This is a genomic window from Paenarthrobacter sp. A20 (assembly GCF_024168825.1).
GTDB lineage: Bacteria > Actinomycetota > Actinomycetes > Actinomycetales > Micrococcaceae > Arthrobacter.
The window spans coordinates 79,136-93,328 of record NZ_JALJWH010000002.1 but is presented as its reverse complement, the minus strand read 5'-3'; the positions used below and the strand labels follow the sequence as shown (position 1 = coordinate 93,328).

At 62.1% G+C, this 14,193-nt stretch carries 13 protein-coding genes; 2 read left to right on the top strand and 11 right to left on the bottom strand.

Going from position 1 to position 14,193, the window contains the following annotated elements; translation table 11 throughout:
• Positions 1–45 precede the first annotated feature (45 nt).
• The 10 genes from J3D46_RS23780 to J3D46_RS23735 are packed head-to-tail and all read right to left on the bottom strand — an operon-like array spanning position 46 to position 11,242.
• Positions 46–426, bottom strand: a complete 381-nt coding sequence (locus tag J3D46_RS23780; protein ID WP_253469519.1) for a DUF4913 domain-containing protein — start codon at positions 424–426, stop codon at positions 46–48.
• Positions 423–2,147 carry a type IV secretory system conjugative DNA transfer family protein gene (locus J3D46_RS23775; RefSeq protein WP_253469516.1) on the bottom strand — a complete coding sequence of 575 codons (1,725 nt, stop codon included), beginning with the start codon at positions 2,145–2,147 and terminating at the stop codon, positions 423–425. Before J3D46_RS23775 ends, J3D46_RS23780 begins: the two co-directional genes overlap by 4 nt.
• Positions 2,144–3,784: an ATP-binding protein gene (locus J3D46_RS23770; RefSeq protein WP_253469513.1), complete on the bottom strand. Its 1,641-nt coding sequence runs from the start codon at positions 3,782–3,784 to the stop codon at positions 2,144–2,146. The genes J3D46_RS23775 and J3D46_RS23770 overlap by 4 nt, the downstream gene beginning before the upstream one ends.
• On the bottom strand, positions 3,781–5,343 hold the full coding sequence (locus J3D46_RS23765; RefSeq protein ID WP_253469510.1) for a hypothetical protein: 1,563 nt from the start codon (positions 5,341–5,343) through the stop codon (positions 3,781–3,783). Before J3D46_RS23765 ends, J3D46_RS23770 begins: the two co-directional genes overlap by 4 nt.
• 27 nt (positions 5,344–5,370) lie before the next feature.
• On the bottom strand, positions 5,371–7,281 hold the full coding sequence (locus J3D46_RS23760) for a hypothetical protein (protein WP_253469508.1): 1,911 nt from the start codon (positions 7,279–7,281) through the stop codon (positions 5,371–5,373).
• A complete protein-coding gene (locus tag J3D46_RS23755; RefSeq protein ID WP_253469505.1) occupies positions 7,262–8,044 on the bottom strand; it encodes a hypothetical protein in 783 nt (260 codons plus the stop codon). Before J3D46_RS23755 ends, J3D46_RS23760 begins: the two co-directional genes overlap by 20 nt.
• Positions 8,045–8,047: 3 nt before the next feature.
• Positions 8,048–8,392 (bottom strand): hypothetical protein, encoded by a 345-nt coding sequence (locus tag J3D46_RS23750; protein ID WP_253469502.1) that lies wholly within the window; start codon positions 8,390–8,392, stop codon positions 8,048–8,050.
• A gap of 14 nt (positions 8,393–8,406) precedes the next feature.
• Positions 8,407–9,594: an AAA family ATPase gene (locus J3D46_RS23745; RefSeq protein ID WP_253469498.1), complete on the bottom strand. Its 1,188-nt coding sequence runs from the start codon at positions 9,592–9,594 to the stop codon at positions 8,407–8,409.
• A gap of 41 nt (positions 9,595–9,635) precedes the next feature.
• On the bottom strand, positions 9,636–10,169 hold the full coding sequence (locus J3D46_RS23740; RefSeq protein WP_253469495.1) for a hypothetical protein: 534 nt from the start codon (positions 10,167–10,169) through the stop codon (positions 9,636–9,638).
• Positions 10,169–11,242 carry a M23 family metallopeptidase gene (locus J3D46_RS23735; RefSeq protein ID WP_253469492.1) on the bottom strand — a complete coding sequence of 358 codons (1,074 nt, stop codon included), beginning with the start codon at positions 11,240–11,242 and terminating at the stop codon, positions 10,169–10,171. Before J3D46_RS23735 ends, J3D46_RS23740 begins: the two co-directional genes overlap by 1 nt.
• A 367-nt stretch (positions 11,243–11,609) precedes the next feature.
• On the opposite strand from J3D46_RS23735, the gene J3D46_RS23730 reads away from it, so the two are divergent.
• Positions 11,610–11,945 (top strand): helix-turn-helix domain-containing protein, encoded by a 336-nt coding sequence (locus J3D46_RS23730; protein WP_144651045.1) that lies wholly within the window; start codon positions 11,610–11,612, stop codon positions 11,943–11,945.
• A 186-nt stretch (positions 11,946–12,131) separates the two neighbouring features.
• Entirely contained in the window at positions 12,132–13,277 is a 1,146-nt protein-coding gene (locus J3D46_RS23725; protein WP_253469489.1) for a S9 family peptidase, read from the top strand.
• Here J3D46_RS23725 and J3D46_RS23720 read toward each other — a convergent pair whose 3' ends face one another.
• Positions 13,278–14,192 (bottom strand): hypothetical protein, encoded by a 915-nt coding sequence (locus J3D46_RS23720; protein WP_253469486.1) that lies wholly within the window; start codon positions 14,190–14,192, stop codon positions 13,278–13,280.
• Position 14,193 lies beyond the last annotated feature (1 nt).

Sequence of the window (14,193 nt, the reverse complement as noted above, 5' to 3'; positions counted from 1 at the left end):
CCTGCCCAAGTATTCGCCGTTGTCCCTGGCGGCCTGCCGTCCGGGTCATGGTGCCCAGCCGTTGGGTACAGCTTCCGTGACCAAACGCGGCGTGTACGTGTCCTGGCGGTTGAAGAAGCGGTGCTCTTCCCGGCACAGTTCGAACGGGCCGGTGGCTGAGAACAGCGTCTTGGAGTGGGCGTCCCAGTGGTAGACGAACCAGCCTGAAAGGGTGTTTTCGTCCTCGGCCCGGACGTACTCCTCGTACAGTGCGCGGAGCCTGGTGACGGCTTCGGGGTGGTTCCACCACTGCGGGCACCAGTACCGGGTGTTCTCATCGTCCGTGACGGCTTCGATGTCATGGATGAAGGCTTCAACCCAGTCCACGAAGTTATCGATCAGTTCCTGCTCGCTCAGTTCGGGGGTTTCTGCAGTTGTGTCGCTCATGCTGCGATCGGCTTTTCAGGAACGGGATCCGTGGCCGGTTGGGGTGCGCCCTTGGCTATGGCGGTCGCGGCCGCCGTGCCGGCCTCAATGGTCTTGCTCAGTTCCTTGTTCTTGTGCCAGGGAGTGAGCCGGAGCAACGTGGCCGGGGCAGCGCTGCTGCTGAGGATCCCGGAGAACTTTGGTAGCTCGGCGAAATCCTGCACACTGACCTTGGGCAGGCGTTCCTTCCGGTCGGAGCCTTGTTCCTTGCGTTGGTAGGTGCCGATCGCCTTGGACAGGCCTTCAGTCCAATCGGTTTCCTCGTTGCTGCCCACAAACCGGGTACCGGACATTTGCCATAGCGTCTGCATGCCTTTGGTGCCCCATTCCCCGCAGCCTTGGGACCAACCCTGCAGGTAAAGGGTGAAGCACAATCCCCGGGAACCGTAGTGGCTGAAGTCCTGCGGCAGAGTAGGCCAGGGAACGATGTTGGCCACTTCGTCCAGCTCACCGACCAAGGGGATGGTCAGCCGTGCTTCGCCCGGGGTTTCGCGGACGGCGGCGTTACAGATGGCTTTGATCATCGCGGTGAGTACGGCACCGGCACCGCCGGGGCCACGTTCGGACAGCAGGATCATGGTCTGGCGGCCCTCCATGAACTGGGCGGCGTCGAAGTTCCTGATGCCCGGGGTGGGAGTGGTCCACGCCAGGATGGCGTCGTGCACCAGGTCGCGGCACATGCGTTGCGTGGTGGCCACCAAGGATCCGCGTGTACGGTCGGGCCACTTGTCGAAGCCCCTCATCTCCGCAGCGGGGCGGGGGTATTGGTCGGCGAGGATGTTGCTGACTTTCTCGAACGATCCTTTGGAGATCCATTCATGGACATCTCCCAGGGCTTTCCCGGTCAGGGCTGCTGCCAGCAGAGTCCACGCCAGGCAGGATTCACCGGCGGGGCCGAACTGGGCGTCCTCGGCCGCTTCGCTCTCGGTACGTGGGTTGTTCTTCACAGAAGCTGTGATGATCCACGATGCCAGGCGCATGGCATCCTCGGTGCCCTTCACTTCCCACAGAGGGTTGAAGATGAAGTCCGGTTTGTCGGACTGCCGGTAGATCTTGCCGGCATCCCACAACCAGACCGTTCCCAGCTGATGGCGGGCAGCGATGACCTGTGCAACGCCGTCAACCTTGTTCGAGGTCATCAGTGCAGCGCCGGGAGCTGCTGCCAGACGAGGAACCACGAAGCAGGATGTCTTACCGGATCCAGGGCCCATGATGCAGACACCCAGATCCCGCCAGCCCTGATAGAGAACGGCAGCTTTCCCGGCAGCAGTCTGGCCCAACACTTGTCCAGGAGGCAGATCCACGGCTTTCGGGTGCAGCTGTGCGGCATCCTTCTTCCGCTCTTTCTCCATCAGAGGGGCGAGCTTGGCGCCGGTTGCGAGTCGGCTACCCAGCTCACGTTGCGCTGCACTGCCCGTACCGCCACGGCCGGCGGACAGGAGCGCTACACCGAAGAGAGCCATGAGCGCCAGGACGATCGCAATCCATGTCGCGGCTCCGGGCCAGGCGAAGGTGCCTTCCTTGAAGCGCGCCACCAACTCCGTGAAGTTCGTCCACGGCATTCCCGTGGGGGTCAGGAACTCACCAAGGAAGGCCGAGACCCAAGCGATAGCCACCATGCCGAGGACGACGCCGGCGAGGCCGAGCTTCATCAGGGTGTCTGTTGAGGTTTGCTTGCTCATGCCGGGATGACCTCCATGGCGTCGTCGGTGATGGATTCTTCGGTGAACGCGATGGTGGAGGTGGACTTCATGGCGCCGTCCGTGTCGGTCAGTTCGACTTCCAAGGGGCTGCGGACGTGGATGGCTTCGAAGGGATCGTATTGGTCGATTTTGAACAGGCACGTGCCCTTGACCAATTTCGTGATGACCTCGGCCGTCCCGACGGGAAGGGTGAACATCTCTTCGCAGGCCAGCGCGTCCGCGCTCTTTTGCTGCTTGTACAAAAGCACTGTGCCGCATTCCTTGAGCATGGAGATCGCCGGACTGTCTGCCGGGATGTCGGAGATGTGGTGGAACGCGAACTGGCACGAGAGGGAAAGGGCGCGGGAGAGCTTGGTGTTGCGGCGGGTCACCGTGGCCACCGAGCCTTGGACGGTGTGCCAGGCCTCTTCAATCAGCAGAATCGTGGGGACTGCTTCTTCCTGACGGTAGAGTGTGTTCGCCAGCCAGGTGTTGATGATCGTCATGACGATCGGCAACGCCGGGCCGTCTTCCGGCAGGAGCGAGACGTCAAAGACCGTCAGGCCGGCGTTGAGCTGAATGTCAGCGCTGGTTTCCCCGTCGATCAGGCCGGCGAGGTCATCCTCGATCATGCGTTCCAGCTCGAAGGCCGGGTCCTGGCCCCATTCGCGCAGCTCTTCCACGGTCAGGTTCGTGGCCTTCGCGGCGTCTTCATTGGGGGCATAGAGGGCTTTGAGGACGTGGCCGATGTGCGCGACTTCCCCGGCCTTCTTCGCATCCGTCAAAGCCTGTCGGTGCGCCATGCGGACCGCTTTGCCTTCCTTGGGCGTCATCGGCCGGCGGAGGGCCTCCTCCATCACGGCGCGGACCAGCATCGACTGGCCGGCCGGGGTGCGGAACGCTTCGGCGCTGTCGTGGGTCTCTTCATTCAGTCGGGCAGCAATACGGGGATCCAGGATGTTGATCCGGGATCCTCCACCACCAATGCTGAACCGCACCGGAGCAACGCCGAGCTTCCGTCCAAGCGGTGTGTACTCGCCGCCGCCGACGTCCTTCTGGTACTTCTTATCGATCACCACGACGCGGCGGCCGAGGATCAGCTGACGGAGCACGCCCCAAGTTTTCATGGCCGAGGACTTCCCCTGCCCGAGGTCACCGATGTAGCAGACGTTCGGGGATTCGAGGGTGTCACCGTAGGCGGTGAACGGGTCGTGGACGATCATCCAGCCAGAACCGGCATCGACGCCGAACACCAAGCCACGGTGCGACGTCGGCGGGGACGCAATCGCCATATGCGAAAACTCCATCTGCCGGGTCGAGGACGCCACACCTGGTGCGGCCGGGTCGTAGAATCCCAGCTTCGACGCGAACGCCCACTTACGTTCGTGGTGCCACCGTGTCTGGGCGTTCGCTTTGGCCTCGACCAGCTCACGTTCCCTGCCTTCCTTCTTCTCAGCCCTCTTCACCGCACGCTTGCTCAAGGGCTTGTTGCGGCGCAAGCCCTCGGCTGCCGTTTCGGCTGCAGATGCTTCCAGCTCAAGTTTCCCGGCGCGGGCCTGTGCCCTAAGGGTCCGCTTGGATTTGCTGGCGGCAGCCCACGGCAGGCTCAAACGCTTGACATCGTTCGTGGTGCTCATCGGATTCCCCTCGTGAACGGCATGGTGGTGATCAGGGCAAGATCGTTGCGGTGGTCCAGCCAGTCAATGAACTCGATACCGGCATCGGAGGCAGCTGCCTCAACAATGTCGGTGGTGGACAGGATCTCGTTCGCATCTTCCACCGCGAAAGAGATGTACAGCCCGTAGGCCGCGCCGTGGTGGCCGGAACCGGGCTTCAGATCCAGGAGGCGCTGGTGGGAGGCACCCATCAGCACTTCTTCGGTGCCATCGGTCACGACACCGGACTTGCTGACCTTGTTGCTTGTGGCCCGGTCCATGGCGGCATCGGAGCGGGCCTTGGACCGGGCGCTGCGTGCATCCTCCAGTTCCATGACCATGGACACCGAATGCACCACTGCCGGTTGGATGCCGCTGATGATCGCTTCCAACGCCTCGACGGGGATAGGCGCGGGACTGAATGCCGAGGCCGGCACGTAGCCGGTACGGATATGCCAGTGATTATTGACCACCAGGGAGATGGGAGAGGCTGCGCCATCCAGGTGCTGCCAGCAATCCATCAGGTTGGCGCCGTCGTAGTCGTCAATGTCGAAGTCCGGGTCCTGCAGGTGACGCAGGAGCGCGGCCATGGCCTGCGGGCCAAGAGGCCGGGAGTTCGTGATGGAGCCCATCATGGACGCTTGGGCCATGGCGGAGCGGATTTCCTGATAAATCGCCTGACCAATGCCTTCGTCCCCTGCCCCGTAGGCTTCCGCCCGCCGGTACAGGGCAGCGGAGCCGGGAATCCGGAACGTCTCGTACGTGCGGTGCTGTTCGGACCGGGAACGGGTCGTCTCGCACAACTCACCGTAGGACTCCAACAGGATCCGCGGAACATTCTGCGGGACCCGCCGTTTGACCCACAGCAGGTGGTCGGCCGAATCCATCGGCACCGCCCGGGCCAGCGTCTGGATATGGGTGACGAGGGATTGCCGGCGTGCCAGCCGGGCGAGGTACTGGCCACGGGCGACGTGCCCTGATTCCTTCCGGTACTCTTCCCGGATACCCGAGGACGAGCCCATGACTTCCATCGTGGCCGTGTAGTACGACTTCTTGATCTTGCCCTGGTGCCGGAAGATGACCAGCGGCCCTTCCGGGGTGTCGATAGCGAAGTGGCGGACGGTGCCCACCATGAGCGGGGCGTTGTCCTTGTGCCGGACCGGGACTTCGATCATGCCGTTCTCGTCGGCGCGGTCACGGTCCTTTTTCCCGGCCTTGATCATCCGCGTCTGCGGGCGGTCCTTGACCGGAACGTAGACCAGGGACTTGTTCTTGGCGCGGACCTTCTTGTGCCGGACTTCCACAAAGAGAGCACCCAGGGAGCGGTGACCGGAGAACTTATTGGGCGTGGTCAGGATGACCCCAGTCAGAACCAACACCGCGGCAAGGATCAGGGCGACGATCTGGCTGCCGCCGGCCAGGACGATCAACAACGCGGTACCGATGGCCACCGACAGGCCGATCCATTCCGGTGCCGTCCGGTTCCCACCGAACAGACCACGGCTCTGGACCTCACCGCCAACAACAACCATTCTTCCCATGACTACCTACTCCTTGCCGTACTTCTCTTACCGGCCACTGATGTGGTCGGTATCCGGTGCCATCGAACGGGCAGAGCGCTGGCCACGCATGGAGGCCTGACGCGCTGCTTCCCTGCCCGCCAGCAGGAACGCCGTCGCGCCACCGGCTGCGACCTTCGCGGATCCCCGGCCCACTGCCCCGGCACCGGTCTTCAGAGCTTGCGCTGCCTTCGCTCCGCCGGTTCCGGCCCGGTCGGCCTTTTGCAGCTCCCCGATCGTGCGGGTTTCCGGCTGTCCCTGTCCTTGCGCCTGACCGCCTTGACGGTCCTGACCCGAGGGTGCAGCACCCTGCCCGGTAGGAACCCTGGAGGCCGCACTGCGGCGTCCTGAGACTCCCGAACCGTTCGATCCCAGCCCTGAACCGCCCTGACCTTCTGATTGCGTTGCCACCGACGAGGGGCCCTTCGTGGCGACCCCGCCCCCGTAAAGAGTCCCGCTCCGTCCGCCCGTAGCGCCGGACTGTACCTGTGCGGTCCGTTTCTGCCTGATCGCCGAGGAAATCGCAGCGCCCGCGCCGGCGACCATCGCCGGTCCGGCGACGGACTGACGGCCCTCACCCAGGCTGGTCGAGGATGACGGCAGGATCGGGACGTACTTGTAAAGCAGCGGCAGGGCGAAAGCCAGAACACACATCGCGGCCGCGGCCAAGAACACCGACGTGGCATTCACCATGCCATCGTCCACGCCCTCGCCGGCAAATGCCGGACGTGAGGCGACGTAGCTGAACACGGCACCCATGAGCAGCAGCAGCAACGGCTTCGACAAGGAAATCCCGAGCCACAGCGCGCCGACCTTGCCTACGCGTTCGCGGTACTTGGGGTGGATCATGAATCCGACCATCAAAGCGATGCCCAAGCCCAGCAGGTACAGGGCCAACGGCTGCAACGCGAGCAGCCCGAGCATGGCCCAGGCTGCGATGAACAGCAGCCCGAACAGCAAGACCGCCGCCAAGGGACCGAACGCGCCACTGGATTCATAGGACGCGAACCGGGAAATGGCGACCCCGAAGTCCGTGACCCTGCTGGAAGTCCAGAACGTGATCCCTTCAGTCAGCCCTGTCATCCAACCGTTGATCACGTAGCCGATAGCCGGCCCGAACAGTACCAGGATCATGGACAGCGGCCCGTACCAGAGCAGCGACGTCCGGGCGGAGTCCATGTCGATCTCTTCGTTCGAAACGTCCTTCCAGAGCTTGAAATACATCATGCCCATGACCAGGATCCCGATCGCCGCGAACGCAGCCCACGTATTACGGAAGCCATCGTCAATGTCGAACACGGAGACCTTCAACAGGTTGTTCAGCACCTCGTTGGTGGACTTCACTCCCTCTGCCTTGACGGTGTTCGCGAACTTCTCAAACCCGTCCTTCGCGTTCGCAATGAACGCCACAGTATCCACGGTGCCCAATACCACCTGCCCGCCCGGCATTGCCGAAATGGCTGTGCGGGCCACAATGCCGGCGATCGGCGAATACTGCTCCCATACCGCCCCGGCCACGCACATTGTGATGGCTCCTTGTGGAGCTTTCACGGAGGAAAGCCCCGAGCAGAACGGTGCTGTTGTGCCTGCATAGTCCAAGGACTTCTCGGGTGTGGTCAGGAAGGTGCCAAAGGCTTGGGTCGCGATGTTCTCGCAGTCGTTTCCACCCATTGCGGTGAAGAACAGCGGGTTGCTGCAGGCTTTCTTGCCCTGTTCCTGATTCAACCGGTCCTTGATCTTGACGCGCTGATCCTCCGGAAGACCAGCAAGGCGCTTGAGCTGGTCCGCGTTCAGCTTCTCAGTCGTGTTCACTTCGTCCGCTGCCTCGGCGGGTCCAGCTAGGACGACACCGAAGCCGATGAACAACGCCAAAAAGACTGCGACCAGGCGGATCGTCCTGCTAACGCTTAGCGTTTGCATACTCAACCCACCCCTCATGACTCGTGTCCTTGAACAGGGAATCAACCAACTCGCTGGTGAGTGTCGGGATAGAGCCAGTGGGGTCTCCCGCAACCGATCCGACAGGACCCTTGTCCTTGACTCGGCCGCCAAAATCGGGGTCATCAACGCGGGGCATAGCGTCCGTGATTTTCCAGTCCTCATCCCAACCCAGCTCCATGGTTAGCGTCCCGAAGTTGGCGACAGGTACGGTCTGGGTTTGAGCATCCAGAGATCCCACAAATACTTGGACGACGGCCTTCTTCTTCTCATCACAGCTGGCAATCCGGTACATCCCACCAGCCGGGACATCGGAGCGAATGAACCACCCGTCGGCAAAGGCGCCTGGTGGCAAATCCTTCGAGCCGGCCACGACTTCACCAGCGATAGTGGCGTTGACGGTCCATGGACCGGGCTTTGACACTTCGCTGAGAACCTTCTTCTGTTGGGCCCACGTCTTTACATTGACGTCCCTGAGAAGGTGGGCGTAGTTGGCGGCGGCTTGGGCGGCCGAGTCGCAGCTGCCGTTGTAGCCGGTGATGGTCTTGCCGTCGCTGGCGGTTTTGGTCCCGCCTTCGCCGATCTTGACTCCGGAGACGGGGAAACCGAACTTCCCGGATGCCTGCAGAGAGCTGGGGTCATCCTGCTTGGCCGCCGGTGCTGGCGGGTTCAGCAGGACGACGGCCACAGCGATGACCAGGATCACCGCCCCCAAGGCTGTGAGGAGTTTCCAGTGCTTCCGCATGGGCTAGGCTCCTGCCGCCGTGGCCAGAGCCAGGATGCCGCCGATGATGACGCTGGCGCCGGCGGCGGCACCGAAGGCGATACCGGTCTTCTTGGCCCCTGCCGCGCCGTCTTCGATGTCATCCGAGTGGCCGCGGTTGCGGGCGATGCCCCACTTCATGAGGTTCCAAATGAACGCCCCGGCCAGAAGAATCAGAGCAAGAGCCCAAAGACCGCCAAGGATCATTTGGATTGCGCCGGTGAACTTCACGCCGAACACATCGATGCTGGGTGTTACGCCGTCCAGCGGGTTGTCGATCGTGGGAACGGCGGTCCGGATAATAATTTCGTTGCCAATGGTCCTGAACATGATTCCTGGGTTCCTTATCGGTTGGTGGTTTTGGTGGAGGTGGCGCGGTCAACGGCCAAGAGGCCTTCAGCGATTTCCGCTGAGGCACGTTCGAATGCCCGGCGGGCAGGGTCACCGACGAGCTGCCAGTCGATGATCGAGCCGGTATCCAAAGCCCCGTCATAGGGGATGTCGATCAGGACCCGCACCGCGGAGGCAAGGTTCTCGCGAAGCTCGGCCTGCTCGGCCGCGGAGACCTTCGCCCCGCCGCCCTGAGTGACCAGAACGACAGCATTGGACACCATGTCTTTGTAGTGCGGGTTGCCGGTGCGCTCGGACATGGACTCGAGCTGCTCGATCATCCGCAGGGCGGACACGACAGCGTTGCGCTTGAGCGTGGTGGGAATCACCAGCTGATCGGTTACCTCGATCGAGGCAAGCCAGTTCGCTGAGCGGGTGTTGTTCCCGGTGTCCACGATGATGGTGTCGTAGAAGCGGCTGACCACCGTGTGGATCCGGTTGAACTCATCGGCACCAATGGACTTCATCCGGTCCGCGTCCTCGTCCGCGACCAGGACGGAGAACTGGTTGTTGCCCTGATGACGGGTGTAGTAGGACAGCTCGCCCTTACGGGCGGTGACGGTCTCGAAGGACTCCAACACGTTCAACAAATCCCAAACGGTGCGGGTGGAGTCGTTCGCGTTGGTGCGAACGCCGGCGGTGCCCATCATCTCGTTGTTGTCCCACACCAGCGTCTGCTGGCCGGAGTGGACCCCGAACGTGGAGCCCAGCCCGACGCTGCACATCGTCTTGCCGACCCCGCCCAGGGGCTGAGCGACCATGATCTGCATCGGACGGGAGTACACCCGCTGGATCGCGGACAGGTCCGCCCGGCGTGCCAGCTCGGCCGCGCCTACCTTGGGACTGATCAGACCGAAGCTGACCGCCCGCAGGAATGCCTGCCAGCCGGTGGCCGGCGGCAGCTGATCGTTCACATTCTCCTTGCGGAGGACAGCGGCACTGCGGCGCCCGCTGACCAGCGGAGCCTCCCGGTGCAGGTCCTCCACCACAGGGGTTTCAGCCTTTGCTACTGCGGCCGGTTCGGCATCCGGGACTGCGTGGATGATCGTGGCCGGGTCCGTGGTGGTCGCTTCGGGTTCGGTGTCGGTCAGGCTGATGGGTGCGCGGCTCTTCCGTTCGCTTCCCTGCCAGTTTGTGCTCATCGGATGGTTCCTCTCGCTCGTTTCAGGTTCGGTGGGTTGATTCATGAGGTCGGGTCGTGCGGGGAGATGGCTGTTACCAGCCAGGGCTGCTGCTGTCCGGAACGGTGCAGGAGCATCGTCCAGCGGCCCGCATCGGTGGAGAACGTTGCCGTGACCGTCAGCGGATTGTCGGCGTCCCTGCTGATCGCAGGTCCATCCGTGACTTTGCGGATGGGCACCCGGGCCGGGTCGATGTACTTCGCATCCTCGGCGTACTCCGGTGCGAGATGAGGGGCCAGCTCAGCGAACCAGGTTGTCTCCGGAACATCGGGACGGGCGAACAGGCCCATGACCTTGGCTGCAGTGTCCTTGACCGACTTCTCCGCGCCGGCGTCCCACGTCACCTCCGGGACCCCATAGTGCTCATCGGCGCCGTGGTCGTGGCCGTCGTCGGCATGATGGCTCTCCTGGCCTGCCTGTCCTGCGTTCACCGTGGGGGTCGAATCGGCTGCCGGTTCGGTGCCGGCGTTTCCGGCGCAGGCACTAAGCGAGAGCGCGGCGGCCAGTGCGGCGGTGAGTGCGAGGTGCTTGCGCATCAGAGAATGCCTTTCTCTTTCATGATCGGAGTCGGGTCGATGGTGGGATTGATCGGAACCATGGGGTTGGGCAAGGCGCCGGCGAAGAACTCCATGTGGAGGTGGCGGCCGGTGACGTTGCCCGTCGCGCCCTCGGTGCCCAGCGGTGTTCCGGCGGCCACGGTGTCACCTTCTTTGACCTTCACCGACCCGGCTTCCATGTGGTACATGCCGATCGTGAGCTTCCCATCCACTGTTTGACCGGTCACCCCGGTGCCGAACAAGCCATCGAGGTTGCGGACCTTGACGATCTTCATGTCCGTCAGGGCCACTATCGTTCCCGGCCCTCCGGGGTGAACGAAGTCAATGCCGTAGTGGAAGTTGGCCAGCACGCCCCCGGCGGTGCCGGGCGGTGCCGCACGGGGACCGTAGCCACTGCTGTTGATCGCCCCTTCCATGGGCTTGACCCACTTACCGGCCAAATCCCCGACAACCTGGTTGCCTTCAGCCGGGCACACGCCGGACGGGTCCACCGTTGCGCCGGATTCCCCACCCAAGGCTTTGAAGACTTCAGTCGCCTGTGCCCGGAACTTCGTGTAGTGGTTCGGGTCCGCGTTCCGCTGTGCCCTGTGAATGGCGATGGTAGGTTCGAGGGTTTCCCATCCCTCCACTCGCTGGAGGGCTTTGAAGAAGTTCGTCGCCGAAATGGTGGGGTCCATCCGGTCCGCATAAGAACCCCACGCGCCATTGGCACGCTGCTGGAACAACCCACGGGAATCCGGGCCTGCCCCGTCCCCGTAGTCAACGACGCGGAGTGTGGATTCACCGATTGCGGTTTGGATCCCGATCAGCTGCGCCGCGACCGGGAGCTTGAGGGACTTGGCCGCGTTCATGATCGCCTGGGCGTTCTTCATCTGCTCAGCATCAAAGCCAGCCACTCCCCCCGCAGGGGCAGGACCAGCGGCCACGCCCGCAGGTGCAGCACACGATGATGCCGCCTGCGCCGGATCACTGTCATCCAGGACGACAGTGACAAGGCCAACGGTTAGCAGCGCAACGATCGATGCGCCGGTAATGACTTTGCGGGCGGTCATCGCTTCACCACCGAACGTACCTGCGGCAGTTAGGCAGTGACGCGTTCAACGGCCGCTGTGTACCGAACGGCAGCATGTTCTTCAAAACCTGTCCCTCCCCCATGGGCATCGCTTCTTGTCTACTGCCAGCTACTGACAATCAAGTCCACGCTGGCGTGCCATTCTTCTCTCGCTCCAACCAAAATGCTTGTCACATCGTCAGCATGAGACGCATCTCGTCCTTCGGCAGGATCCCCCTTCCGAAGGACGTTGCGCCTCCTTCTTTCGAATAAGGCCTACAATTTGACTGTAGCTCAAAGTTGATCATTTAGCGATACACTTGAATCTGCGGCTCAGAGCTATCCGAATAATCGGGCAAGATAGACGCATGCCGCGCCTCATCCAGCCCAATCATCCGCAGGAGGTTGAGGCAGCCATCGAAGTTCTCGGAAATCGAGCCCACGCGGCCATACTGCGTTACCTGCATCAGAACGGCCCCTGCACCACCGGCGAAATCCTCAAGGGGATTGTCCTGGACGACAACAGGAAGCTGACCCGACCCAGTCTTCAACACCACCTGGAAGCCCTCGAAGCTTCCGGTGCCGTCACGGCGGACTTTCCCGCAGGTCAACGGCATGGCAAGCGCGTGAAATACGAGGCCAATATTGATGCCGTGGAGTTCGAGATGCTTCCTGCCTATGTCAACTACCTCCGCGGTAGATGAACGCCGCAGTCATAACAAGCTTTGTCAAATAGCAATACCTTCTTGCTTCACTAAGCACGTTACATGCCTGTAGTGAACATGTGCAACGCCTGTAGTGAGCATGACCTACGCCGTCGCCAGGCAGTAAGGACGTTACGATGTCTGGGTCCCATTTCCCCTTGATCCGCCTTGGAGGACGAAGACCCAATGCTGACGAAACGGAGCATCCTGAGCTGCTTGGCGTTCCTTGTGCCGGCTGCAGGGCTATCCGGGTTCGCCGTCGTCATGGCTCGGAAAATCGTCAAGCGAGGCCCAAAGGACTACCGCCGGGCAGAGATGGTGGACGGCGGACGTCGCGTCCGCCTTGACTTGGACGACTACACCAAAGCCCCAGGTGACTTCGGCGTGTTCGACCCCATGACGGCCAAATACACGCGAGTCGGTGAGGTCACCCTGATCGACGAGGAACAAAAATTCGTCGAAAGGCTGCTCGACCAGTCAAGCTCTACGTCTGGCGGTCTGGGCCCAATCGTCGATTGGACCCCGGACGTGTTTTTCGAACCCGCTGCTGTCCGCGGACTCTATCAAGAGGTGGATGTCCCCACAGAGTACGGTGCGGCGCCGGCATGGCTATTTGAAGGCGCAGATACGGACGTGTGGGTGATCCATATCCATGGCAGCTGGACGGACCGCTCGATCATGTTTCGAGATGTCCACGCGTTCAGCTCCTTAGGATTCACATCTCTGGTTCCCACATTTCGCAGCGACGCCGAGGTCAGCCCGCCACAGGCAGACTCGAGTCACCTGGGGCAAACAGAATGGCGTGACGTGGAAAGCGCCGTGGCCTATGCCGTTGCCCACGGAGCCAATCGCATCATCCTCTCCGGCTGGTCAATGGGTGGGACCATGGCCCTACTCACAGCAGAGCGCAGCGCCCACCGGGACAGGATCGTCGGGCTCGTCCTGGTAGGTCCCGTCACCAGCTGGCGGAGAGCCATTACAGCAGGAGCAGTGCGGGCCCGGGTGCCGGCGGTTGGTGCAGACCTTGTTATGCGCCTGTTGGGTACCCCCGTGTTCGCGAGAATGCTGGGGCTGGAAGAACCAATTGATTTCGATGCGCTCGACTGGGTCGACGTAGCCAGCAGGGTGGATGTCCCTACCCTGGTCTTGCACTCGACCGCTGATCAAGAGGTCCCTTGGGAGATCTCGGCCGCGTTCCAACGCGCGAATCCGGCCACCGTCACCTTGATAGCACTACCCAAGGCCCACCACACCCAGGAGTGGAACGCCTCGCCGTCTACCTTCACCAACGAACTGACGAGGTGGGTCAGCAAGACGATCATGACCGAATAGCTAGGTCCGCTCGTCCAGCTTGGCTTCTATTTGGCTGATCCTGCCTTGAACAGAGTCCGGGAAGTCCATCAAGTTCACCCGCTCGTAGTTGTGCAGAACAATGAGGCTTTTGTAGACGCCGTTTTCGAGCGTTTCATTGAAGAGATCCCAGGCCGGACTGACTCGTGACCGATCGGCACGGACCTGCATCCTCAAAGCGGTCAGCCACAGAGCATCGATCATCCAGAGACGCAATCTGGGTAGCTGCTTCGACAGGAAGAGAATCAGCCATCCCGCGGCGGTCACTGAAAGGCCTACGTAGAAAAGGCGGTCAAACCAGGCACCGATATCTCGGGCTAGGGCGTCCCAGGGCGAGAAGTAGAACAGCACCACGTATGTGATGTGGCACGAAACGGCGACCGCAACCACCAGCAGGCCCGCTGAGAATGTGGCGTACAGTCCCTTGGCTTTGTGCCGAAGCATGTGGATGATTCTGAGGACGGTGAACAACAGCGCGAGCATGTATATGCCGCTGTACACGGCGGTAGCGAGCTGGTCCATGCGGGTATCGATGAAGTCCGCGGCCGTTGGAGCTTTGTCCTGAATCAGGGTGAAGCTGGCAACCATGATGGGAATGCTTAGCAACGGCGCGTAGTAGGTCCATCTGACTATGGGTACGTTCGCCAGACGCCGCACACTGTCGTTGAAGAAGAAGATTGCCAGGAGCGCGAAGACGGCCTGGAGCAGGTTCGTCACATTGATGCCACCGAGGTAGCGGTCAATATCCTCCAACGGTGTAACCGTTCCCAGAACATAGAGTGCCGCGAGCCCGAAGATCGATGCCACCCACGAGGCGCGGGATTCCGGGACCTTGACCACCGAGGGGATCCGAAGGAGGCATAGGGCGCTCAGCAGCGCAAAGAGCAACAGTTTCATG